Below are 24,241 nucleotides of genomic sequence, written 5' to 3' on the forward strand. Positions count from 1 at the left end.
TTGCTTAATCGAATAAAAATCATGCTACGCGGGCGCTAAATCCTGAACGATAACGCCATTGGGGCTGGTCATGACGCTCACAAATCTGGTATACTCGCCGTTACACATTGGGGCTGATTCTGGATTCGACGGGATTTGCGAAACCCAAGGTGCATGCCGAGGGGCGGTTGGCCTCGTAAAAAGCCGCAAAAAATAGTCGCAAACGACGAAAACTACGCTTTAGCAGCTTAATAACCTGCTTAGAGCCCTCTCTCCCTAGCCTCCGCTCTTAGGACGGGGATCAAGAGAGGTCAAACCCAAAAGAGATCGCGTGGAAGCCCTGCCTGGGGTTGAAGCGTTAAAACTTAATCAGGCTAGTTTGTTAGTGGCGTGTCCGTCCGCAGCTGGCAAGCGAATGTAAAGACAGACTAAGCATGTAGTGCCGAGGATGTAGGAATTTCGGACGCGGGTTCAACTCCCGCCAGCTCCACCAATCATGATTGGACGGTGTAAGGATAACACCAACAAAAACAGGAAGTTAGCAGTCTCAGCAGGACACCGACCAGACGGTGAGGAGACAAAAAAGGATACGCAAAGGAGCCGCAGCTCCCTAATGACATGAAAGCCCGCAGATGCGGGCTTTTCTTTGTCTCTACCCTATACTTTCAGTCTGGTTACTGGAGGTTTCTATGTGCGGACGTTTCGCCCAATCAATGACGCGTGAAGACTATCTTGCCCTGTTATCAGAAGAATCAGAGCGTGATATCCCATACGAACCCGAACCAATAGATCGCTTCAACGTTGCTCCGGGAACTAAAGTACTATTGTTAAGCGAACGAGATGAGCGGTTGCATCTTGATCCTGTGTTCTGGGGATATGCGCCCGAATGGTGGAATAAACCTCCGCTGATTAACGCACGTGTAGAAACCGCCGCAACCAGTCGGATGTTTAAACCTCTCTGGCAGCATGGTAGGGCAATCTGTTTTGCTGATGGCTGGTTTGAGTGGAAAAAAGACGGTGACATAAAACAACCTTACTTCATTCATCGCAAAGATGGTCAACCCATTTTTATGGCAGCAATTGGCCGTTCCCCGTTCACACGCGGCGATGAGGCAGAAGGTTTTCTGATAGTCACCGCTGCAGCAGATAAAGATCTTGTTGATATTCATGACCGCCGACCTATTGTTCTGTCGCCAGAAGCAGCCCGTGAATGGATGCGACAGGACATTGGCAGCAAAGAGACGACAAAGATTGCAACTGATGGCAGCGTTTCGGGTGACCATTTCACCTGGCATCCGGTATCACGGGCGGTGGGTAATGTTAAAAATCAGGGATCAGCGTTAATCGCGCGTTTACCTGACACAAAGCAGATCTGAGGCTCGTGTTGTATATCTTGGTGACAACATCCCACGCTGCATCTTCCACTGTTGCTGGATACCCTGTCCGGCAAAATAGAGCGTTCCACGACCTTCTCTGCCATTGAGCATATCAAGCACAGCCATCAACTTTTCACTACCAGGGCGCGGTGCGTTTTCATCAAAAAGATTAAGCGGTGCCACACCGCAACTGAAAAAATCACCAAGCATTACCCCTGCTTTCTGGTAGCGATATCCCTCCTGCCATATTGCGTCCAGACAACGGGTCGCTGCATTAATGATATCCCGACTGTCCTGGGTGGGTGTCAGCAACTTTACCGAGGCACTGTTGCTGTAATACGGCTCATTCAGTGCAAACGGAGAAGTTTTTACAAAGGCGGAGATAAAACGACAATATTGATGCTCACCACGCAGTTTTTCTGCCGCTCGTGATGCGTAACTGCATATTGCCTGTCGCATCGTGTCATAGTCGGTTATGCGTTCGCCAAACGACCGTGAGCAGATAATTTCCTGTTTCGCTGGCGCAAACTCTTCCAGTTCAAGACAGGACTCTCCACGAAGTTCCCGTACCGTTCTTTCAAGTACAACATTGAAGTGCTTTCGGATAAAGCAAATATCGGTATCCGCGAGATCGAGTACGGTTTTTATCCCCATCGCCTCCAACTTTTTACTTATCCTTCGACCAACTCCCCACACTTCATCAACCGGTAATGCAGCCATTAATTTGCGCTGGCGCTCCTGGTTTGATAAATCAACAACCCCTCCCGTCTGACATTGCCATTTTTTTGCCGCATGATTGGCAAGTTTGGCCAGCGTCTTGGTTTGTGCAATGCCGACACCAACCGTGAGATGTGTACGCTGAAGAATGGTCTGGCGAATTTCACGGCCAAAATCTGTTAAATTCCGGCAGTTACGTACGCCGGTTAAATCACAAAATGCCTCATCAATGCTGTAGATCTCAACCCGTGGTGACAACTCTTCCAACGTAGACATCACACGCTGGCTCATATCGGCATAGAGTTCATAGTTACTGCTGAAACAAACCACACCACAGCGACGAAACAGATCCTTCTGTTTAAAATAAGGCTCCCCCATTTTAACGCCAAGTGCCTTCGCCTCTGCGCTGCGAGCGATCACACAGCCGTCGTTATTGGAAAGCACTACTACCGGCTTCCCCCACAAGTCTGGGCGAAAAACAGTCTCACAACTGGCATAAAATGAGTTTACATCACAGAGGGCAAACATCAGCGTAATGCCTTTACGACATGAGTGACGACCCCAAACACATTCAGAGACTCTTCGCTGCCAAGAGTAATGGGCGAATACGCACTGTTCATCGGCACAAGCTGTACCGTGGGGTGCAGTTGCAACCTTTTGGCGGTGAACTCACCGTCCACAGCAGCAATAACAATATCGCCGTGGCTGGCGGTAATGGCGCTGTCAACTACCAGCAGATCGCCATCGCCAATCCCGGCCTCAATCATTGAATCTCCCGCAGCTTTAACAAAATAGGTCGCGCTGGGATGTTGAATCACTAGCTGATTAAGATCGATTCGCTGCTCAACGTAGTCAGCTGCCGGTGACGGAAAGCCACACGGCACAAAGTCACTAAATAAAGGAAGTGTAATGATTTCACGCAGTTCCGCAGGCTTGATAAACAACATGATAATCCGCCCAGATATACTGTTTTTATATACAGTATATTCTTATGACGAATAGATCAATGGGAGTAATGGCTATCAATTGTGAGCACAGAGGGAAAGCATAAGGATAGCCTCGGATGAGTAAGGGGCTTTTCCCGCTGAAACAACGAAGAAATGAACTCACTTTAAACCAGAAATTGAGTGAGTTTGCCCCATCCATGCCCCACCACTTAGCGCCGAAGAGCACAAAGCCTTGCGTCCAATGCAAAGCTTTGTGTGTCTGTTTTGTCTCAACAACCACTTCAATTCTCGATCTATTTAACCGGGATATTATCTCCTACAGCCTGTCAGAAAGGCCGGTGATGGAGATGATTAATACGATGCTGCACGATGCATTCTCAGTGCTCGGACCGAAGGATACACCGTTGCTGCACACGGATCAGGGCTGGCAATATCGAATGGCAGGCTATCAGGCAAAGTTAAAGCCCCATGGAATGACACAAAGTATGTCGCGCAAGGGAAACTGCCTGGATAACGCAGTGATGGAGAACTTCTTCGGCACACTAAAATCGGAGTGTTTTTACCTAAACAGGTTCAGCGATCTGAATGAACTGAGGAAAGAGATAGAGGACTATATTCATTATTATAACAACGAGCGGATCAGCCTGAAATTAAAAGACCTGAGTCCGGTAGAATACCGAACCCAAGCCCTGAAAGCCGCTTAACATGAACTGTCCAACTTTATAGGGTCAGTCCATAGACTGCAGGCTTTTAGATTACGTAATTTAAAAACAATAGCTATAGAAACAAATTACCAACCTACAGCAATACCCCCTCCGACTACTGCTCCATCAGTATTATTCCACGAAGACGATGCACGAATATTGGTGTTTTCATTAAGTTTATATTGAACACCAACAGCTACTGCATTACCGTTTCTATAGTTACCAACCCCAACGCCAGCACTAAATGTCTGGTTATTCACATACGGGATATTGGTCATTGCTGCCACAGAAGCAATACCTGCATTAGCTTTTTTAGCATTAGCTTCTATCTTATCATTCAACTGCTTAAATGTTGAATTTATCTTCCCATCAATTTGGTTAAATTTTGTATCAGTATATGCGAATGATTCTTGTTTTGCTGATTGTATGTTTTTATTAATAACGCCGTTATTTTTCGTAACTTCCTGATCAGTATATGCCATTGATTCACTTTTAGCATTGTTAATATTCTGATTTATCACAGCATTATTTTTGGTAACTTGCTGATCTGTATATGTCATTGATTCGCTTTTGGCATTATTGATATTCTGATTTATCACAGCATTATTTTTGGTAAGTTGCTGATCTGTATATGTCATTGATTCATTCTTGGCATTACTGATGTTTTGATTAATTACAGTATTATTTTTAGCTATCTCATTCCCAGTATAATCTTTCAGCTGCTTAACGTTAACGCCATCAGTATCCTCAGTGCCTGCGGCAACATGAGTTAATTGTCGATTAGTGTTACCTGTCCCAAAAGATACACTATACTCTCTGTCAGTTGTACTTCCCCCGCCGATGGCAACACTATTATTATGTTCAGCTACACTCTGTGAGCCTAGTGAGATAGCATTTTCTGCAGTAGATGTAGCCCCTACACCAATAGCTAATGTATCTCCTGCAGTCGCCTGGGCGGAAGAACCAAATGCAACACTGTTCTCCCCAGTTGCTTTAGACGCAGCGCCTACACTTGTAGAATTAGCGACTGCCTCACTACCCGCGCCATTTGCAATAGCTGAATCACCGTTTACTTTACTAAATGAACCAATGGCTACCGAGTTATTTCCAACAACATTTGCATTTGCGCCAATAGCTGACGATGAATTACCTTGAGATGAAGAATATGAACCAATTGCAGTATTATAGTCCCCTTCGGCTTTTGAAACAGCGCCTATTGCTGTAGAAGAAGAACCTGAAGTATTTGCATATGCACCAATAGCTGTCGCATTACTATCAGTTGCCTGGCTATTATCACCGGCATTATAAGAATTATATGCATAAGTATTTGCTGAAACTGCAAATATAACAGAGGCTACGAATATTTTCTTCATAAACATTCAATCTTTCAAATTGATAGATAGACCGGGTTTAACACCATTTAATAGTGCTCTAAAAATAAGCGGCAGGATTTTATTTATATGATTTAGGAAATTCAAGAATTATCTTGTATTTAAAAAACAGATAAAGGTTACAAAAAAACAGATATAACAATAAATCTACACTCTGAGGTTAATAAAAACACAACCAACACACATGAAAATGATTAGCAGACCTTATAATTAAGAGATCTCTATCAAATAAAATACACACATTTACTTCATCAAACAACTTGTTGTTATTTTATTCCTCAAAATTGCACGTATCTTAAACACTGATTAATAAAGAAAATTTCACATTGACCGCATAGAAAAAAATCTCCCACACTCAAGATGTTGCTATTTAGTTACACAATAAATCTATATGACGTTCAAATTTCACACTAAAATCATATAAATAACCATTCATGTTATTAGCCCTCAATTAATTGAGAGCTAAAATATACCCATCGAAATAAAATATGAAAGTATTGATATTTATTCATTTATACACATAAAAATGCAGCATCTTTTATCTCACCTTAGCTCATACGCAATAAACAAACTATTCAATATTAAATGCGCATACAAAAAAACGAATAGTTATGCTTTTTTAAATCATGTGCTGACAAATTTATAAAAAAACACCACCAACCACATCTATACTTGTCAAGTAAGGTATAGCCCGGTTTAATGGCATTCGATACCTTTCTAAACTGTAAGCAGCAAAAAGTTCGACTTAACATGCCCCACGGTTGAGGAGACAGCTAACGACCATTTTGATCATTTATCAACCGGCAGCATCGATAACAAATTACTATGCCCCTGCACACCATACAGAAAGTTGACCAACCACTGTACGATCTTGTATATGGTGTGCCCGCGACATATCGCAGAAATGATTATTACATGACAGGAATTACAGGCCACTCAATATCTGGGACGATTGGCATATTGCGCATGATTTAACAGAACTCGGTGCTTATTCCTGGCAACCTGAAGCGGCACCGCTTCGTCCGTTGCATTTGCAGCCACCTTTTTCACCCACGATTAATCAACAGCCAGACCAGCAGACACGCTATCACCGGCACAGCAAAATCCATCAGGCTTGCCATATCCCACGCGCGTGGGTCAAAACCGCCCCACCACGGCATGTTAATCCGCTTGCCATGCCCGAACATTTCAATCCAGCGATATTCTGCCTGGGTGTGTTCACGCGCAATGAAGAACGTACTGTAAATAGACCCGTTTTAGTTCCATGCATTTTTTGAGAACCCGGCCAAATAATGGTGAAGTCGGTATTCCTCCGGTGTCATATTGTTCAGTGATTCATGCGGGCGTTCACAGTTATATTCTGATAACCATTTCTCCGTAATTTCCCGTACTTCATTCAGCGTTCTGAACAGATAAAAATCGAGTATTTCTGTACGGTATGTCCTGTTAAAATGCTCAATGAAAGCGTTCTCCGTCGGCTTACCCGGCTGGATGAACTCCAGTTTTACTGCGTGTATCTCTGCCCATTCAGCCAGCGCCAGAGAGATAAATTCCGAACCATTATCCATGCGCAGCATGACCGGATAACCTCGGTTTGCCGCGATCCTGTCAAGTACACGGACCACTCGCAGAGCTGGCAGATTCAGATCGATTTCAATCGATAACGCCTCACGATTAAAGTCATCAACGACATTGAACGTGCGAAAACGACGGCCACAGGCCAGCGCATCATGCATAAAATCGACAGACCAGCTCTGGTTCAGCGTTTCTGGCGTAGCCAGTGGTGAGGGATTGCGTACCGGCAGTTGTTGTTTGCCCTTACGGCGAAAATTCAGCTTCAGCAGACAGTAAATACGGTGGAGCCTTTTGTGATTCCACGAGTATCCTTGCCGTCGCAGAATCTGGAAAAGCTTCGGAAAGCCGTATCGCGGGTATCGCTCAGCCGCAGTCTGCAGGGCGGCAATAACGGGTTCATCACGCGTGGTATCCGGGCGGTAATGGTAAACCGTTCTGCTCAGGTTCAGACTCCGGCAGGCCTGACGGATACTGAGTCGAATGTCGTTATCAGATGAGTGACCAGCTCACGCTTAAAGGCTGGTTTTAAAGCTTTTTTTCGATAACGTCTTTCAGCGCCCGGTTCTCCAGACTCAGGTCAGCAAACATCTGTTTGAGACGGCGGTTCTCGTCCTCAAGATCCTTGATTTTTTTAATATCAGAAGCCTCCATGCCGCCGTATCTGGACTTCCAGTTGTAGTAGGTGGCTTCAGAGATACCGGCCTCCCGGCAGACATCTTTAACGGTTCGTCCGGCTTCAACTGACTTAATCACAGCGATGATCTGATGCTCAGTAAAACGGGCTTTACGCATAGCGATTTCCTTCGTTGGCAGATTGATTATGCCGGATGATCTCTAAATATGAATGGCACGATTATGCGGGATACTTACATATACACGCCCTTACAATCCACAATAGTGCATTGTTTTAACTCGTTATTCCCCTAAAAAAGCATCTGGCACTCACCAAATCAAATGTTAACCATTTGTTGTTTTCGATCACAATAAGAAAACAATATGTCGCTTTTGTGCGCATTTTTCAGAAATGTAGATATTTTTAGATTATGGCTACGAAATGAGCATCGCCATGTCACCCTACATCTCATAAGAGGATCGCTTCTGATGAATGCACTGACCGCCGTACACACTAACGCTGTCGATTCAGGCCAGGACTATAGCGGATTCACCCTCACCCCGTCGGCGCAATCCCCTCGCCTGCTGGAACTTACCTTCTCTGAACAGACGACCAAACAGTTCCTTGAACAGGTCGCCGAGTGGCCCGTGCAGGCACTGGAGTACAAATCGTTTCTGCGTTTTCGGATAGGCAAAATTCTTGACGACTTGTGTGCAAATCAGCTGCAACCACTGCTGTTGAAGACGTTGCTAAACCGCGCTGAAGGTGCGTTGTTGATCAATGCGGTGGGTGTCGATGATGTGAAGCAAGCGGATGAGATGGTGAAGCTGGCAACAGCGGTGGCGCATCTGATTGGTCGTTCCAATTTCGATGCCATGAGCGGTCAGTATTACGCGCGTTTTGTAGTGAAAAATGTCGATAACTCAGATAGCTATCTGCGCCAGCCGCACCGCGTAATGGAACTGCATAACGACGGCACCTACGTTGAAGAAATCACTGATTATGTGCTGATGATGAAAATCGACGAACAGAACATGCAGGGCGGAAACTCGCTGCTGCTGCATCTCGATGACTGGGAACATCTGGACCACTTTTTCAGCCATCCGCTGGCGCGCCGTCCGATGCGCTTTGCCGCGCCGCCAAGTAAAAACGTCAGTAAAGATGTCTTCCATCCGGTGTTCGACGTCGATCAGCAGGGTCGCCCGGTGATGCGTTATATCGACCAGTTCGTCCAGCCAAAAGACTTCGAAGAAGGCGTGTGGCTGAGCGAGCTTTCCGATGCCATTGAAACCAGCAAAGGCATTCTTTCTGTGCCCGTTCCCGTTGGCAAATTCCTGTTGATTAACAATCTGTTCTGGCTGCACGGTCGCGACCGCTTTACCGCGCATCCGGATCTGCGTCGTGAACTGATGCGCCAGCGCGGCTATTTCGCATACGCCACTAACCACTACCAGACGCATCAGTAAGCGCAAAGGAATTGAGCGGATGTATGATTTTGTGATTATTGGCGGCGGCATCATCGGCATGTCGACCGCCATGCAACTGATTGACGTCTATCCGGATGCCCGCATTGCGCTACTGGAAAAAGAGTCCGGCCCGGCCTGCCATCAGACGGGTCACAACAGCGGCGTGATCCATGCCGGGGTCTATTACACACCCGGCAGCCTGAAAGCGCAGTTTTGCCTGGCGGGGAACCGCGCCACCAAAGCCTTTTGCGATCAAAACGGCATCCGCTACGACAACTGCGGCAAGATGCTGGTCGCCACATCCGCACTCGAAATGGATCGGATGCGCGCGTTATGGGAACGCACGGCGGCAAACGGTATCGAGCGCGAGTGGTTAAACGCCGACGAGCTGCGCGAGCGTGAACCGAATATCACCGGGCTTGGCGGTATTTTTGTGCCGTCCAGCGGCATTGTCAGCTACTGCGAAGTGACAGCGGCGATGGCAAAAATCTTCCAGGCCAGAGGCGGTGAGATTATCTATAACGCCGAAGTCAGCGGCCTTAATGAGCATAAGAATGGCGTGGTGATACGTACCCGTCAGGGCGGCGAATATGAAGCGTCGACGCTGATTAGCTGTTCCGGGCTGATGGCTGACCGGCTGGTGAAAATGCTCGGCCTCGAACCGGGCTTTATCATCTGCCCGTTCCGTGGCGAGTATTTCCGCCTTGCGCCGGAGCATAACCAGATTGTTAACCACCTGATTTACCCCATTCCCGACCCGACAATGCCCTTTTTAGGCGTTCATCTCACCCGGATGATCGACGGCAGCGTGACCGTCGGGCCAAACGCGGTGCTGGCTTTCAAACGCGAAGGCTATCGCAAGCGCGACTTCTCATTTAGCGACACGCTGGAGATTTTGGGCTCGTCGGGGATTCGCCGGGTGCTGCAAAACCATCTACGCTCAGGACTGGGCGAGATGAAAAACTCGCTGTGCAAAAGCGGCTATCTGCGGCTGGTGCAAAAGTATTGTCCCCGGCTTTCGTTAAGCGATCTCCAGCCCTGGCCCGCCGGTGTGCGGGCGCAGGCGGTATCGCCGGACGGTAAGCTGATTGACGATTTTCTGTTTGTCACCACCCCGCGCACGATCCACACCTGCAATGCGCCCTCCCCGGCAGCGACATCAGCAATTCCTATTGGTGCGCATATTGTCAGCAAGGTACAAACGCTGTTGGCAAGCCAGAGTAACCCCGGACGCACGCTGCGAGCGGCACGTAGTGTGGATGCCTTACACGCCGCATTTAATCAATAACCTTTGAAAACAGGACGTAACGATGAAACTTAACGACAGTAACTTATTCCGCCAGCAGGCGTTGATTAACGGGGAATGGCTGGACGCTAACAATGGTGAAGTCATCGACGTCACCAATCCGGCGAACGGCGACAAGCTGGGTAGCGTACCAAAAATGGGCGCAGATGAAACCCGCGCCGCTATCGACGCCGCCAATCGCGCCCTGCCCGCCTGGCGTGCGCTTACCGCCAAAGAACGCGCCACCATTCTGCGTAACTGGTTCAATTTGATGATGGAGCACCAGGACGATTTAGCGCGCCTGATGACCCTCGAACAGGGTAAACCGCTGGCTGAAGCGAAAGGCGAAATCGGCTATGCCGCCTCCTTTATTGAGTGGTTTGCCGAAGAAGGCAAGCGTATTTATGGCGACACCATTCCTGGTCATCAGGCCGATAAACGCCTGATTGTTATCAAGCAGCCGATTGGCGTTACCGCCGCTATCACGCCGTGGAACTTCCCGGCAGCGATGATTACCCGTAAAGCCGGTCCGGCGCTGGCTGCTGGCTGTACGATGGTGCTGAAGCCCGCCAGTCAGACGCCGTTCTCCGCGCTGGCGCTGGCAGAGCTGGCGATCCGCGCGGGCGTTCCGGCTGGCGTATTTAACGTGGTCACCGGTTCGGCGGGCGCGGTCGGTAACGAACTGACCAGCAATCCGCTGGTGCGCAAGCTGTCGTTTACCGGCTCGACCGAAATTGGCCGCCAGTTGATGGAACAGTGCGCGAAAGACATCAAAAAAGTGTCGCTGGAGCTCGGCGGCAACGCGCCGTTTATCGTCTTTGACGATGCCGATCTCGACAAAGCCGTGGAAGGCGCGCTGGCTTCGAAATTCCGCAATGCCGGGCAAACCTGCGTCTGCGCTAATCGCTTGTATGTGCAGGACGGCGTGTATGACCGCTTTGCCGAAAAATTACAGCAGGCGGTGAGCAAACTACAGATCGGCGACGGGCTGGATAAAGGCGTCACCATCGGGCCGCTGATCGATGAAAAAGCGGTAGCAAAAGTGGAAGAGCATATTGCCGATGCGCTGGAGAAAGGCGCGCGCGTGGTTTGCGGTGGTAAAGCGCACGAACGCGGCGGCAACTTCTTCCAGCCAACCATTCTGGTGGACGTTCCAGCCAACGCCAAAGTGTCGAAAGAAGAGACGTTTGGCCCCCTCGCCCCGCTGTTCCGCTTTAAAGATGAAGCCGACGTGATTGCGCAGGCCAACGATACCGAATTTGGTCTTGCCGCCTATTTCTACGCCCGCGATTTAAGCCGCGTCTTCCGCGTGGGCGAGGCGCTGGAATACGGCATCGTCGGCATCAATACCGGCATTATTTCTAATGAAGTCGCCCCGTTCGGCGGTATCAAAGCCTCAGGCCTGGGTCGTGAAGGTTCGAAGTATGGCATCGAAGATTACTTAGAAATCAAATATATGTGCATCGGTCTTTAACTGGAGAACGCGAATGAGCAGCAATAAAGAGTTAATGCAGCGCCGCAGTCAGGCAGTTCCTCGTGGCGTTGGGCAGATTCATCCGATTTTCGCTGATCGTGCGGAAAACTGCCGGGTGTGGGACGTTGAAGGCCGTGAGTATCTTGATTTCGCGGGCGGGATTGCGGTGCTCAACACCGGGCACCTGCATCCGAAAGTGGTGGCGGCGGTAGAAGCGCAACTGAAAAAACTGTCGCATACCTGCTTCCAGGTGCTGGCTTACGAGCCGTATCTGGAGTTGTGCGAAATAATGAATCAGAAGGTGCCGGGCGATTTCGCCAAAAAAACGCTGCTGGTAACGACCGGTTCCGAAGCGGTGGAAAACGCGGTGAAAATCGCCCGCGCCGCCACCAAACGCAGCGGCACCATCGCCTTTAGCGGCGCTTACCACGGGCGCACGCACTACACGCTGGCGCTGACCGGCAAGGTGAATCCGTATTCTGCAGGCATGGGGCTGATGCCGGGTCATGTTTATCGCGCGCTTTATCCTTGCCCGCTGCATAACATCAGTGAAGATGACGCTATCGCCAGTATCCACCGAATTTTTAAAAATGACGCTGCGCCGGAAGATATCGCTGCCATCGTGATTGAGCCGGTTCAGGGCGAAGGCGGTTTCTACGCCGCAACGCCTGCCTTTATGCAGCGTTTACGCGCACTGTGTGACGAGCACGGAATCATGCTGATTGCCGATGAAGTGCAGAGCGGCGCGGGGCGTACCGGCACGCTGTTTGCAATGGAGCAGATGGGCGTTGCGGCGGATCTCACCACCTTTGCGAAATCCATCGCGGGCGGCTTCCCGCTGGCGGGCGTCACCGGGCGCGCCGAAGTGATGGACGCGGTCGCACCTGGCGGTCTGGGCGGCACCTATGCCGGTAACCCGATTGCCTGCGTAGCCGCGCTGGAAGTGTTGAAGGTGTTCGAGCAGGAAAATCTGCTGCAAAAAGCCAACGACCTGGGCCAGAAGCTAAAAGACGGATTATTGGCGATCGCCGAAAAACACACCGAGATCGGCGACGTTCGCGGGCTAGGGGCGATGATCGCCATCGAGCTGTTTGAAGATGGCGATCACAGTAAACCCAACGCCAGATTCACCGCTGAGATCGTGGCGCGCGCCCGCGACAAAGGCCTGATTCTTCTTTCCTGCGGCCCGTACTACAACGTGCTGCGCATCCTTGTGCCGCTCACTATTGAAGATGCTCAGATCCGTCAGGGGCTGGAGATCATCGCTCAGTGTTTTGATGAGGCGAAACAATAGCTATGTCTGTTTGTAAGAGTTAACCGTTGCTAAGGGAATGATAACGATACAGTAAAAAATAATAACGATGAGGCGATCGACAAAGTTAAAAATGACTGCGGACTGTCCCCTCGCCCCTCTGGGGAGAGGGTTAGGGTGACGGGTATACACGCTGCTAAACCCTCACCCCGACCCTATCCCTGAGGGAGAGGGAGAAAACCATCACGCTTTCGCTTTTAAGATTTTGTTGACCGCCTCAATTAAACGCGTGACCCGACGCGGGAAATGTCGGGGCGCTCTCCCAAGTGACACACTTTCGAGAGGATTCAGGATGGGGCAATCATCGCAACCACATGAGCTAGGCGGCGGGCTGAAATCACGCCACGTCACCATGTTGTCTATTGCCGGTGTTATCGGCGCAAGTCTGTTTGTCGGTTCGAGCGTCGCCATCGCCGAAGCGGGCCCTGCGGTATTACTGGCTTATCTGTTCGCCGGATTACTGGTGGTTATGATTATGCGGATGCTGGCAGAAATGGCGGTCGCCACGCCCGACACCGGCTCCTTTTCCACCTACGCCGATAAAGCCATTGGTCGCTGGGCGGGCTATACCATCGGCTGGCTGTACTGGTGGTTTTGGGTACTGGTTATCCCGCTGGAAGCCAACATCGCCGCCATGATCCTGCATTCGTGGGTTCCAGGTATTCCCATCTGGTTATTTTCCCTGGTCATTACCCTCGCCTTAACCGGCAGTAATTTATTAAGCGTTAAAAACTACGGTGAATTTGAATTCTGGCTGGCGATATGCAAAGTGATTGCCATTCTGGCGTTTATTTTCCTTGGAGCTGTAGCAATTAGCGGTTTTTACCCTTATGCCGAAGTGAGCGGTATTTCAAGATTGTGGGATAGCGGCGGCTTTATGCCGAACGGCTTTGGCGCGGTATTAAGCGCGATGCTGATAACCATGTTTTCTTTTATGGGGGCAGAGATTGTCACCATTGCGGCAGCCGAATCCGACACGCCGGATAAACATATTGTCCGCGCCACCAACTCGGTTATCTGGCGTATCTCCATTTTCTATTTGTGTTCTATTTTTGTCGTCGTGGCACTCATTCCGTGGAATATGCCAGGACTGAAAACCGTGGGTTCCTACCGTTCCGTGCTAGAGCTGCTGAATATTCCACATGCAAAATTCATTATGGACTGCGTTATTTTGCTGTCGGTGACCAGTTGTCTGAACTCGGCTCTGTATACCGCCTCAAGGATGCTCTACTCCTTAAGCCGTCGCGGGGATGCGCCAGCGGCAATGGGTAAAATCAACCGTAGCAAAACCCCGTATGTGGCAGTATTACTCTCGACCGGCGCGGCGTTTTTAACGGTGGTAGTGAACTATTACGCGCCCGCCAAAGTGTTTAAATTCCTGATCGACAGCTCCGGCGCTATTGCCCTGCTGGTTTATTTAGTCATCGCCGTTTCGCAATTGCGGATGCGTAAAATCCTGCTGGCGGAAGGCGGCGAAATTCGCCTGCGCATGTGGCTTTATCCGTGGCTCACCTGGCTAGTGATTGGCTTTATTACCTTTGTACTGGTGGTGATGTTATTCCGCCCGGCGCAGCAACTGGAGGTAATTTCCACCGGCTTATTAGCGATAGGGATTATCTGTACCGTGCCAATTATGGCACGCTGGAAAAAGCTGATATTGTGGCAAAAAACACCCGTTCATAATACGCGCTGATAATGTTCAGGAGTCACACCATGACCATTACGTCTCTGGATGGCTACCGCTGGTTGAAAAACGATATTATTCGCGGCAATTTTCAGCCAGATGAAAAATTACGGATGAGTTCGCTAACGTCGCGTTATGCACTCGGCGTCGGGCCGTTGCGGGAAGCCCTTTCGCAACTGGTGGCGGAACGGCTGGTCACGGTGGTGAATCAAAAAGGGTATCGGGTGGCGTCTATGTCAGAGCAAGAACTGCTCGATATTTTCGACGCCCGCGCCAATATGGAAGCGATGCTGGTGAGTCTGGCAATTGCCCGTGGCGGCGATGAGTGGGAGGCTGACGTTCTCGCCAAAGCGCATTTGCTCAGTAAGCTTGAGGCTTGTGACGCCAGCGAGAAAATGCTTGATGAATGGGACCAGCGCCATCAGGCATTTCATACTGCAATTGTGGCGGGCTGTGGCTCCCACTATTTACTGCAAATGCGTGAACGGTTGTTTGATCTGGCGGCGCGCTATCGGTTCATCTGGCTGCGGCAAACGGTGCTTTCTGTAGAAATGCTGGAAGATAAACATGAACAGCACCAGACCCTGACTAAGGCGGTACTGGCGCGAGATACGGCGCGCGCCAGTGAGTTAATGCGCCAGCATTTACTGACGCCAATTCCGATTATCCAGCAGGCGATGGCTGGCAATTAACTACTCTTCAGGAATACGCAACACCTGCCCCGGGTAAATTTTATCCGGGCTTTTTAGCATCGGTTTATTCGCTTCGAAGATTTTATTGTAGAGATTGGCGTTACCGTAAACCTGTTTGGAAATAGCACTCAGAGTGTCACCAGACTTAACGGTATAAAACTGGCTGGCAGTGCCTGGCGTCGCCGTTTTTACCTGATCGTCCACGCTGGCAATATCGGAAATATTCCCCACTGCAACAAGGATTTTTTCCTTCGCTTCCTGACTTAAGCCGTCACCTGTAACCGTCGCTTTACCATCGACAATCTGAATATTCACTTTATCGGCATCAGGTATACCGGTTTTGTTCAGATGTTCCTGCACCTTCTTCGCCTGATCGTCTTTATCATGCTGACCAGTGACCGCGTCCCAGAGCTTTTCTCCGGCATCTTTCACAAAATTGAACAGACCCATAACTACCTCATTCGTTAATGGAAACACTCAGAAAGTGTAGCAGAGGAACGCGGCGCGTTAACGCCGCAGGATGAGCACAGGATCAATCGCGGGTTTGCACCCAGAAAGCGTGAATTAAACCAGGGATATAGCCAAGAAGTGTCAGCAAAATATTAATAATGAATGCCCAACCAAATCCTTTCCCCAGCAGCACGCCGAGCGGTGGCAAAATGATGGTGATGACGATTCTCCAGAACCCCATATGTCCTCCCTATAAGAAAATTACTCATTGTTTAAAAAGAAATTTTATCTCTTAAGCATAGTAATTTTAGCGGAGTCTGCCTGTTTCAGCCTTTGCTTTTACCCTCATTTACGCTGCTGACGCTGGTATACGTTGCATTTTTAGTTTAGAGTTTACTTAATTTAGAAAACACTTAAATGAATATGACTGAACTAGCCCAACTACAGGCCAGCGCCGAACAGGCTGCGGCCTTACTGAAAGCAATGAGTCACCCCAAACGGTTGCTGATTCTGTGCATGATTTGCGGTTCCCCCGGCACCAGCGCCGGTGAACTGGCGCGCATTACCGGACTGAGTGCCTCTGCAACGTCACAGCATCTGGCACGGATGCGTGACGAAGGGCTTATCGACAGCCAACGGGATGCCCAACGCATTCTTTATTTCATTAAAAATGAGGCGGTAAATGCCATTATCGCCACCCTGAAAAACGTCTATTGTCCGTAAGGAGTAGCAATGGCTTTAACAACAATTCCACCGCTTGATGCACAAGAATTAATCTCACGCGGTGCAAAGTTAATCGATATTCGCGATGCCGATGAATATCTTCGTGAACATATTCCTGAAGCGGATCTGGCGCCATTATCCGTACTGGAACAGTCTGGTCTTCCGACAAAATTACGTAGCGAACAAATTATATTCCACTGTCAGGCAGGAAAACGCACCAGTAATAATGCACAAAAATTAGCAGCGATTGCCGCTCCCGCAGATATCTTTTTACTGGAGGGCGGTATTGATGGCTGGAAAAAAGCGGGATTGCCGGTAGCTGAAAATAAATCGCAGCCTTTACCATTAATGCGTCAGGTACAGATCACAGCTGGTGGCTTAATATTAATCGGCGTCGTATTGGGTTATGCCGTGAATAGCGCGCTCTTCTTATTAAGCGGCTTTGTCGGTGCGGGATTAATGTTTGCGGGCATCAGCGGTTTTTGCGGGATGGCAAGGTTGTTAGATAAGATGCCGTGGAATCAGCGAGCGTAAGAAGCGACGCCGGACGCGCCATAGTGGCGGCATCCGGCAGCAGTCATTAGATCAGGAAATCGTCGAGAGATTTACCTTCAGCCAGTGCCTGAGCGATCGGTTTCGGTGTACGACCCTGACCGGTCCAGGTTTTGACTTCACCATTAAAATCGGTAAATTGATATTTTGCCGGACGCGGCTGGCGTTTTTTACCTGCACGCGGTGCAGCAGAATTATTACCGAATAACTCTTCCGGGTTAATTCCGTCAGCCTTCATCAGCTCCAGCCAGGTGCTAATTTTCTCCTGGCGCTCTGCCAGTTCACGCTGCTGCTGTTCTTCTTCTTCACGTCTTTCTTTAGTGACAACCCTGAATTTTTCGAGCATTTCTTCAAGAACGTCAATGGAGAATTCGCGAGCCATCGCACGGAGGGTGCGAATGTTATTTAAACTTTGTAACATTACGGACATAATAAAGAAAACCTTTTAACGCCAAAACAAAAAAAAGTATTTCGTCGCGTAGTGTAAGCGATCACTTATTATATTTCCACAAAATTTAATCTATTTACAGTCGCGCGCGATATTATTTCAACCGTTATTTCCAGGCAGATTAATAATTATTTTCGGTTTATATATTAGCCATTTGACTTATCATTGCAGACATTTGCGAATAATCGGATGCCCTCTGTGCCATCATCACCGAAGGTAGATTAAAGAAAATTGAATAAAAATGCATACATAAAGAATAAAAACAAAGTTTCAGTAACTGAAGTTTTATGCTGGCATTAGTGGCTTCAGGTCATTAAAAATGCTAAATGAGCTCAACCCGCTACTTAAGCCGGATTGTCTACGCTTTACGGCGTTAACAGCCCTTAACCGCTCCACCAGCACAGTTCACAATGACAACGTAATAATATGATTTTAAATAAAATTATTCATAAAGGCATTTAAAAATCCATAATGTATAAAAAATACGCCATTGCGGAACATTTTATCTACAAAAACAAAATAAATAAAAATTTTTCACTAATTGATTACTAACAACCAGCAATATACGCTATGCAAAAATGAAACAGGCAGTCTAAAGCACTGCTTCCATTTCCATTCATACCCGATTTCGCTTTTATTAAGGAGCATTAGCATGTTCTCACCGCAGTCACGCTTGCGTCATGCAGTTGCAGACACGTTCGCGATGGTTGTTTACTGTACTGTCGTGAACATGTGTATTGAAGTTTTCCTCTCCGGGATGAGCTTCGAACAGTCTTTTTATTCCAGGCTGGTGGCCGTTCCGGTGAATATCTTAATTGCATGGCCATATGGCATGTACCGCGATCTGTTTATGCGCGCGGCACGCAAAGTTAGCCACTCTGGTTGGACAAAAAATCTGGCTGATATTTTGGCTTATGTGACGTTCCAGTCACCAGTGTATATGGCGATCTTATTAGTGGTAGGCGCAGACTGGCACCAGATTATGGCAGCGGTCAGTTCAAACATCGTTGTTTCGATGCTGATGGGGGCGGTCTATGGCTACTTCCTTGATTACTGTCGCCGCTTGTTCAAAGTGAGCAGCTACCAGCAGGTAAAAGCCTGACCCTTCTTTTCGCGACTGGCATCGCCAGTCGCGTCTTTAACTGGCTTCGCCAAATAAGCCATGCAAATAACGTTCAAGCGCAACACGCGAACTAAAGCCATGCGGGATACCGTAATGCTCATGACGTTCACCCGCTAAATAGAGCGGAAATTGCTGGTAATGATCGCAAGTTTTAATATCGGAAGCAGGTTCAGCCAGTGTGGAACTACGTTCTTTTAATGTTGGATGAATTATCAGTGCGGTACGTCCCATTCTCGCTTCGCGGTTAACATAGACATAATGTTCCCCACGACGGTAACCGTATGCTTTCTGGGTTACTACATCGACAGTAAAACCGACTTTCTCAAGTACGCGCGCCACCTCGTCTGGTCGTAAATACATATTTTATCCTCGTTAATATCTACTGCGCGCCTACCTTACCTGATTGCGCATTCACAACGCTTTCAGAAAAGTCCATAAAGCCGCGATGAATCTCTGTTAAGAAAATTATGGTCTACACTGAAAATTACATCGAATTCTAATGGGGGATCATATGTTTAACAGACCGAACCGCAACGACGTCGATGATGGCGTGCAGGATATTCAGAATGATGTCAATCAATTAGCCGACAGTCTCGAATCTGTATTGAAGTCCTGGGGCAGCGACGCCAAAGGTGAAGCCGAAGCCGCACGCAGTAAAGCTCAGGCTCTACTGAAAGAAACCAGAGCGCGGATGCATGGTCGTACTCGCGTCCAGCAAGCCGCGCGCGATGCAGTTGGCTGCGCAGATTCTTTTGTTCGTGAAAGACCCTGGTGTAGCGTGGGTACAGCAGCTGCGGTAGGTATTTTTATCGGCGCGCTGTTAAGCATACGCAAATCGTAATGCAACAATGATAATAAATACGCGTCTTTGACCCCGAAGCCTGACTTCGGGGTTTTTAACTTAAGGCTCTGCGTAATTGTTGTGCCACCTGCTGCGCCATACTCTCACTGATAATATTGGTAAACGAGAGAAGCAATCCTCCTTTCCCACTTGATCGGATACGCCAGTCGCTAAGTGCCTGCACCGCAAGGCCAGCAGTATTGGCTTTACGCGCGTGGAAAATATCGTCACCCACCATGCTGATAACCATCTGGATGCCGCCTTTTTGTGGCATAACCAGGAATCCCTGTTGCGTAAGCGCCTGTTCAATCCACTGCCTACGCTGCGCATAGTGCTGACGCATTTTCTTCAGATGCCGCCAGAAATGCCCCTCGCGAAGAAAGTCAGCCAGTGTGTTCTGCCATAGAACTGGCACTGCACATGGCTTCAGTGACGCCTGTTGGCGGAATTGCGTAATCTGCTCCACCGGCACCACCAGCCACGCACAGCGCAATGCAGGAAATAGCGATTTGCTGAATGTTCCGGCATAAATCACCCGCTGTGGCGCGTCGAGGCTTTTCAGCGCCGGTAATGGCTTACCGTGATAACGGAATTCACTGTCGTAATCGTCTTCAATAATCCACGCCCGCGCACGCTCTGCCCACGCCAGCACCTGATGCCTGCGCGCCAGTGAGAGCGCAACACCGAGCGGGCTTTGGTGTGCCGGAGTTATCAGGGCAAAATGCGCATCAGGATAATTTTGCATTCCACTTGCGACATCCAGTCCGTTGTCATCAACAGGCACAGGTAAAATTTCCACACCGTGGCGAGTAACAATCGGACGAATCAGCGGAAAGCCAGGATCTTCCATCCACATCCCGTCTCCCGGTTTCGCCAGCGTGTGCAGAATTAAGGCCATTGAGGCTGCATAACCGTGAGTGATAAAGACCTGTTCTGGCTGGCATTCAATCCCGCGTGAGACGCGTAAATAATCAACAATTGCCTCACGCAACGCCACCTCACCACAGACATCGCCTAACGCCAAATCAAAGCGCGTCTGGGTACGCAGACGGCGCCCCATCACCCGCGCCCACAGCTCTCGCGGAAAGAGATCGAGTGCGGGTAATCCCATCTGGAATGGTAGCGGTTGCTGGCTTTCACCGGCAAAGGCAAGCACATCCACAGCGGATTGTTGGGGATGTATTTGCTCGCTGACAAAGGTGCCCGCCTGCCCCCGCCGTACCAGCCATCCTTGTGCCACCAGCTCAGCATAAGCATTTTCGACGGTGGATCGAGACACGCCCAGCTCCTGCGACCAGGTACGACTGGAAGGTAGCCTTGCGCCGGGTTTTAGTTCCCCTTGCTCAATAGCCGTTTTTAACTGACGGGCGATATCCTGATAGCGCGGCATATGGTCTGCTTTTTTAGGTAATTTATGGCTCTCTTTAGCAGTCCATTATAGTGCTACATTGCGGGCGTTAATAAGAGGAGAAACTGTATGACTACATTACGTCAGCCTTACTACGAACTTAGCCCGGCAGTGTATAACGCGCTGGTGCAGGCCAAAACGGCGCTGGAAAATAGTGCGCTGGATACCACACTGATGGAGTTAGTTTATTTGCGCGTCTCGCAAATAAACGGCTGCGCATTTTGTCTGGAGATGCACAGTAAAGCATTACGCAAATCCGGTGTGCCGCAGCACAAGCTGGACGCTCTGGCAGGCTGGCGGGTGAGCCATCATTTTGATGATCGCGAGCGGGCGGCGCTGGCTTGGGCGGAATCGGTGACCGATATTGCCCGAAGCCATGCAGAAGACGACGTTTATCAACCTTTGCTTGAATATTTCAGCGCAGCAGAGATCAGCGACCTGACTTTTGCCATCGGACTGATGAATTGCTTTAACCGCCTGGCCGTTTCCATGCGGATGTAACTTCCTGATGCCGGGTAATCACCCGGCTATAGAACACAAAACCCCCTACCCCGCTGAGCTGCTCGGCGGCGGTGAGATTTATCGAAATTTCCCATATCTTGTATGGTTGAATCTTTTTTCAACTACATCTAGTATCCCTGTATCAACAGAGAGACAACCCGACGCGTATCATCGCGCCGTATCTTCATTTTAAACGGAAATACGAATCATGCGCATTACTATTTACACTCGTAACGATTGCGTTCAGTGCCACGCCACCAAACGGGCGATGGAAAACCGGGGCTTTGATTTTGAAATGATTAATGTCGATCGCGTTCCTGAAGCGGCGGAAGCGTTGCGTGCTCAGGGCTTTCGTCAGTTGCCGGTAGTGATTGCTGGCGATCTTCGCTGGTCTGGTTTCCGTCCGGACATGATCAACCGTCTGCATCCAGCGCCACACGCGGCCAGTGCATGAGCCAGCTCGTCTACTTCTCCAGCAGCTCCGAAAATACGCAGCGTTTTATCGAACGTTTAGGGCTGCCCGCCGTGCGCATTCCACTCAATGAGCGGGAACGGATTCAGGTAGACGAGCCTTACATCCTGATCGTGCCCTCTTACGGCGGTGGCGGTACGGCTGGCGCTGTGCCACGACAGGTGATTCGCTTTTTAAACGACGAACATAACCGGGCGTTGCTTCGCGGCGTTATTGCTTCGGGTAATCGCAACTTTGGTGAGGCGTATGGTCGCGCCGGAGATGTGATTGCCCGGAAATGCGGCGTGCCGTGGCTGTACCGCTTTGAACTCATGGGTACGCAAAGCGATATCGAAAATGTTCGTAAAGGAGTAACCGAATTTTGGCAACGACAACCGCAGACCGCCTGACGCAGGAAACAATGGATTACCACGCCCTGAATGCGATGCTTAACCTTTACGATAGCGCAGGTCGCATTCAGTTCGATAAAGACAGCCAGGCCGTAGACGCCTTTATGGCGACGCATGTACGCCCGAACAGTGTGACCTTCAGTAGCCAGCAGCAGCGCCTGAACTGGTTGGTCAACGAAGGTTACTATGATGAAAATGTCCTCAATCGCTACTCTCGCGACTTTGTCATTACGCTATTTGCCCGCGCGCACGCCAGCGGTTTTCGTTTCCAGACGTTCCTCGGTGCATGGAAGTTTTACACCAGCTATACGTTGAAAACATTCGACGGTAAGCGTTATCTGGAGGATTTTGCCGATCGAGTCACTATGGTGGCGCTGACGCTGGCACAAGGCGATGAAACGCTGGCGTTGCAACTGACCGATGAAATGCTGTCAGGACGCTTTCAGCCTGCCACGCCAACATTCCTCAACTGTGGCAAACAGCAGCGCGGCGAACTGGTTTCCTGTTTTCTGCTGCGTATTGAAGACAATATGGAGTCGATTGGCCGGGCGGTAAATTCCGCACTGCAACTGTCGAAACGCGGCGGCGGCGTGGCATTTTTGCTGTCGAATCTGCGGGAAGCGGGCGCGCCAATTAAACGTATTGAAAATCAATCTTCTGGCGTAATTCCGGTGATGAAAATGCTGGAAGACGCATTTTCCTATGCCAATCAGCTCGGCGCTCGTCAGGGGGCGGGTGCAGTCTATTTACATGCCCATCATCCCGATATTCTGCGTTTTCTCGACACAAAGCGGGAAAATGCCGACGAGAAAATCCGCATTAAAACGCTGTCGCTGGGCGTGGTGATCCCGGATATCACCTTCCATCTGGCGAAAAAGAATGCGCAGATGGCACTGTTTTCGCCCTATGACGTTGAGCGGGTTTACGGCAAGCCGTTTGCCGATATCGCCATTAGCGAACACTATGACGAACTGGTTGCCGATAAACGCATCCGCAAAAAATACATCAACGCGCGTGATTTCTTCCAGCGGCTGGCGGAGATCCAGTTTGAGTCCGGCTATCCGTACATCATGTATGAAGACACGGTAAACCGTGCTAACCCTGTCGCCGGGCGCATAAATATGAGCAATCTTTGCTCAGAGATTTTGCAGGTAAACAGCGCCTCAGAGTATGACGAGAATCTCAACTATGCTCGCACAGGCCATGATATTTCCTGCAATTTAGGTTCGTTGAATATTGCCCACACCATGGATTCCCCCGACTTTGCCCGCACGGTAGAAACAGCCGTGCGCGGTCTGACGGCGGTGTCGGATATGAGTCATATCCGCAGCGTGCCGTCCATCGAAGCCGGAAATTCCGCCTCGCACGCCATCGGGCTGGGGCAGATGAATTTACACGGTTATCTGGCGCGGGAAGGCATCGCCTATGGTTCGCCGGAAGCACTGGATTTCACCAATCTCTATTTCTATACCATCACCTGGCACGCGCTGCGCACCTCGATGTTGCTGGCGCGCGAACGCGGTGAAACCTTCGCCGGGTTCAAACAGTCGCGCTATGCCAGCGGTGAATATTTTAGCCAATATCTGCAAGGTAACTGGCAGCCGAAAACGGCGAAAGTTGGCGAACTGTTTGCCCGTAGCGGTATTACGCTACCTACCCGTGAGATGTGGGCGCGACTGCGCGACGACGTGATGCGCTATGGCATCTACAACCAGAATCTCCAGGCGGTGCCACCAACCGGTTCCATCTCTTATATCAACCATGCCACGTCGAGTATTCATCCGATTGTGGCGAAAGTAGAGATCCGCAAAGAGGGCAAAACCGGGCGCGTTTACTACCCTGCCCCGTTTATGACTAATGAGAATCTGGCGCTGTATCAGGACGCTTACGAAATTGGCGCGGAAAAGATTATCGACACCTACGCCGAAGCGACCCGCCATGTCGATCAGGGGTTGTCGCTGACGCTGTTTTTCCCCGATACCGCCACCACCCGCGATATCAACAAAGCGCAGATTTACGCCTGGCGTAAGGGTATCAAAACGCTCTATTACATTCGCCTGCGTCAGATGGCGCTGGAAGGTACTGAAATTGAAGGCTGCGTCTCCTGCGCACTTTAAGG

24 protein-coding genes, 1 other RNA gene and 2 pseudogenes are annotated in these 24,241 nt (G+C 49.6%); 17 read left to right on the plus strand and 10 right to left on the minus strand.

The features are described from left to right. The first annotated feature begins 109 nt into the window (after window positions 1-109). Window positions 110-472: a transfer-messenger RNA gene (ssrA, locus tag RGV86_RS07160) on the plus strand. Between the two features lie 196 nt (window positions 473-668). Next, on the plus strand, window positions 669-1,355 hold the full coding sequence (locus RGV86_RS07165) for an SOS response-associated peptidase (protein WP_137598311.1): 687 nt from the start codon (window positions 669-671) through the stop codon (window positions 1,353-1,355). On the opposite strand, the gene RGV86_RS07170 is transcribed toward RGV86_RS07165, so the two are convergent. Both RGV86_RS07170 and RGV86_RS07175 read right to left on the minus strand, forming a co-directional pair. Then, window positions 1,332-2,600: a Y-family DNA polymerase gene (locus RGV86_RS07170; protein ID WP_085461051.1), complete on the minus strand. Its 1,269-nt coding sequence runs from the start codon at window positions 2,598-2,600 to the stop codon at window positions 1,332-1,334. The two genes, RGV86_RS07165 and RGV86_RS07170, sit on opposite strands and share 24 nt — an antisense overlap. Continuing rightward, the gene (locus tag RGV86_RS07175) at window positions 2,600-3,019 is read right to left on the minus strand and encodes a translesion error-prone DNA polymerase V autoproteolytic subunit (RefSeq protein WP_000897387.1); all 420 of its coding nucleotides are present in this window, start codon (window positions 3,017-3,019) and stop codon (window positions 2,600-2,602) included. Before RGV86_RS07175 ends, RGV86_RS07170 begins: the two co-directional genes overlap by 1 nt. Before the next feature lie 284 nt (window positions 3,020-3,303). Between RGV86_RS07175 and RGV86_RS07180 the strand changes: the two are divergent. Next, a pseudogene (locus RGV86_RS07180) lies at window positions 3,304-3,723 on the plus strand (IS3 family transposase); the annotation flags it as partial. A gap of 86 nt (window positions 3,724-3,809) precedes the next feature. Here RGV86_RS07180 and RGV86_RS07185 read toward each other — a convergent pair. The 3 genes and pseudogenes from RGV86_RS07185 to RGV86_RS07195 form a co-directional block, all read right to left on the minus strand. Further along, window positions 3,810-5,096, minus strand: a complete 1,287-nt coding sequence (locus RGV86_RS07185; RefSeq protein WP_179143916.1) for a YadA-like family protein — start codon at window positions 5,094-5,096, stop codon at window positions 3,810-3,812. A gap of 1,064 nt (window positions 5,097-6,160) precedes the next feature. Further along, a complete protein-coding gene (locus RGV86_RS07190; protein ID WP_085461053.1) occupies window positions 6,161-6,361 on the minus strand; it encodes a hypothetical protein in 201 nt (66 codons plus the stop codon). Window positions 6,362-6,370: 9 nt separating this feature from the next. Continuing rightward, window positions 6,371-7,481, minus strand: a pseudogene (locus tag RGV86_RS07195) (IS3 family transposase). 309 nt (window positions 7,482-7,790) lie between these two features. Between RGV86_RS07195 and glaH the strand changes: the two are divergent. From glaH to csiR, 6 genes are all read left to right on the plus strand, one after another. Continuing rightward, a complete protein-coding gene (glaH, locus tag RGV86_RS07200) occupies window positions 7,791-8,768 on the plus strand; it encodes a glutarate dioxygenase GlaH (RefSeq protein WP_085461054.1) in 978 nt (325 codons plus the stop codon). Window positions 8,769-8,787: 19 nt separating this feature from the next. Then, window positions 8,788-10,056, plus strand: a complete 1,269-nt coding sequence (lhgO, locus tag RGV86_RS07205) for an L-2-hydroxyglutarate oxidase (RefSeq protein WP_085461055.1) — start codon at window positions 8,788-8,790, stop codon at window positions 10,054-10,056. A gap of 22 nt (window positions 10,057-10,078) precedes the next feature. Next, window positions 10,079-11,527, plus strand: coding sequence for an NADP-dependent succinate-semialdehyde dehydrogenase (gene gabD / locus RGV86_RS07210; RefSeq protein WP_085461056.1), 1,449 nt, complete (start codon window positions 10,079-10,081; stop codon window positions 11,525-11,527). Window positions 11,528-11,540: 13 nt separating this feature from the next. Next, window positions 11,541-12,821 carry a 4-aminobutyrate--2-oxoglutarate transaminase gene (gene gabT / locus RGV86_RS07215; protein ID WP_085461057.1) on the plus strand — a complete coding sequence of 427 codons (1,281 nt, stop codon included), beginning with the start codon at window positions 11,541-11,543 and terminating at the stop codon, window positions 12,819-12,821. Between the two features lie 310 nt (window positions 12,822-13,131). Beyond that, window positions 13,132-14,532: a GABA permease gene (gabP, locus tag RGV86_RS07220; RefSeq protein WP_010345708.1), complete on the plus strand. Its 1,401-nt coding sequence runs from the start codon at window positions 13,132-13,134 to the stop codon at window positions 14,530-14,532. Between the two features lie 20 nt (window positions 14,533-14,552). Next, window positions 14,553-15,215 (plus strand): DNA-binding transcriptional regulator CsiR, encoded by a 663-nt coding sequence (csiR, locus tag RGV86_RS07225; RefSeq protein ID WP_000156829.1) that lies wholly within the window; start codon window positions 14,553-14,555, stop codon window positions 15,213-15,215. Here the strand turns inward: csiR and kbp are convergent, their stop codons facing one another. After that, window positions 15,216-15,665 (minus strand): potassium binding protein Kbp, encoded by a 450-nt coding sequence (gene kbp, locus RGV86_RS07230; RefSeq protein WP_309508394.1) that lies wholly within the window; start codon window positions 15,663-15,665, stop codon window positions 15,216-15,218. It lies immediately after the preceding gene. Window positions 15,666-15,747: 82 nt separating this feature from the next. After that, window positions 15,748-15,906, minus strand: a complete 159-nt coding sequence (locus RGV86_RS07235) for a YqaE/Pmp3 family membrane protein (protein WP_000508177.1) — start codon at window positions 15,904-15,906, stop codon at window positions 15,748-15,750. Window positions 15,907-16,088: 182 nt separating this feature from the next. On the opposite strand from RGV86_RS07235, the gene RGV86_RS07240 reads away from it, so the two are divergent. After that, the gene (locus RGV86_RS07240; RefSeq protein ID WP_000137274.1) at window positions 16,089-16,388 is read left to right on the plus strand and encodes an ArsR/SmtB family transcription factor; all 300 of its coding nucleotides are present in this window, start codon (window positions 16,089-16,091) and stop codon (window positions 16,386-16,388) included. 9 nt (window positions 16,389-16,397) lie between these two features. After that, window positions 16,398-16,922 carry a rhodanese family protein gene (locus RGV86_RS07245; RefSeq protein WP_085461058.1) on the plus strand — a complete coding sequence of 175 codons (525 nt, stop codon included), beginning with the start codon at window positions 16,398-16,400 and terminating at the stop codon, window positions 16,920-16,922. Between the two features lie 46 nt (window positions 16,923-16,968). On the opposite strand, the gene stpA is transcribed toward RGV86_RS07245, so the two are convergent. Continuing rightward, the gene (stpA, locus tag RGV86_RS07250; protein ID WP_000115375.1) at window positions 16,969-17,370 is read right to left on the minus strand and encodes a DNA-binding protein StpA; all 402 of its coding nucleotides are present in this window, start codon (window positions 17,368-17,370) and stop codon (window positions 16,969-16,971) included. A gap of 670 nt (window positions 17,371-18,040) precedes the next feature. Here stpA and alaE point away from each other — a divergent pair. After that, on the plus strand, window positions 18,041-18,490 hold the full coding sequence (gene alaE, locus RGV86_RS07255; protein WP_000492676.1) for an L-alanine exporter AlaE: 450 nt from the start codon (window positions 18,041-18,043) through the stop codon (window positions 18,488-18,490). 36 nt (window positions 18,491-18,526) lie between these two features. On the opposite strand, the gene RGV86_RS07260 is transcribed toward alaE, so the two are convergent. After that, window positions 18,527-18,871 (minus strand): DUF2002 family protein, encoded by a 345-nt coding sequence (locus RGV86_RS07260; protein ID WP_000281310.1) that lies wholly within the window; start codon window positions 18,869-18,871, stop codon window positions 18,527-18,529. Window positions 18,872-19,022: 151 nt separating this feature from the next. On the opposite strand from RGV86_RS07260, the gene RGV86_RS07265 reads away from it, so the two are divergent. Next, on the plus strand, window positions 19,023-19,352 hold the full coding sequence (locus RGV86_RS07265) for an ElaB/YgaM/YqjD family protein (RefSeq protein ID WP_010345700.1): 330 nt from the start codon (window positions 19,023-19,025) through the stop codon (window positions 19,350-19,352). Window positions 19,353-19,407: 55 nt separating this feature from the next. Here the strand turns inward: RGV86_RS07265 and pdxR are convergent, their stop codons facing one another. Then, window positions 19,408-20,742, minus strand: coding sequence for a MocR-like pyridoxine biosynthesis transcription factor PdxR (gene pdxR, locus RGV86_RS07270; RefSeq protein WP_085461059.1), 1,335 nt, complete (start codon window positions 20,740-20,742; stop codon window positions 19,408-19,410). A gap of 87 nt (window positions 20,743-20,829) precedes the next feature. Between pdxR and RGV86_RS07275 the strand changes: the two genes are divergently transcribed. The 4 genes from RGV86_RS07275 (at window position 20,830) to nrdE (ending at window position 24,239) form a co-directional block, all read left to right on the plus strand. Next, window positions 20,830-21,261 carry a carboxymuconolactone decarboxylase family protein gene (locus RGV86_RS07275; protein WP_000209790.1) on the plus strand — a complete coding sequence of 144 codons (432 nt, stop codon included), beginning with the start codon at window positions 20,830-20,832 and terminating at the stop codon, window positions 21,259-21,261. A 208-nt stretch (window positions 21,262-21,469) separates the two neighbouring features. After that, a complete protein-coding gene (gene nrdH, locus RGV86_RS07280; protein WP_085461061.1) occupies window positions 21,470-21,715 on the plus strand; it encodes a glutaredoxin-like protein NrdH in 246 nt (81 codons plus the stop codon). Next, window positions 21,712-22,122: a class Ib ribonucleoside-diphosphate reductase assembly flavoprotein NrdI gene (gene nrdI / locus RGV86_RS07285; protein ID WP_000080948.1), complete on the plus strand. Its 411-nt coding sequence runs from the start codon at window positions 21,712-21,714 to the stop codon at window positions 22,120-22,122. Before nrdH ends, nrdI begins: the two co-directional genes overlap by 4 nt. Next, a complete protein-coding gene (nrdE, locus tag RGV86_RS07290; protein ID WP_085461062.1) occupies window positions 22,095-24,239 on the plus strand; it encodes a class 1b ribonucleoside-diphosphate reductase subunit alpha in 2,145 nt (714 codons plus the stop codon). The genes nrdI and nrdE overlap by 28 nt, the downstream gene beginning before the upstream one ends. Window positions 24,240-24,241 lie beyond the last annotated feature (2 nt).

The organism is Escherichia ruysiae, from assembly GCF_031323975.1.
In the GTDB taxonomy this organism is placed as follows: Bacteria; Pseudomonadota; Gammaproteobacteria; order Enterobacterales; family Enterobacteriaceae; genus Escherichia; species Escherichia ruysiae.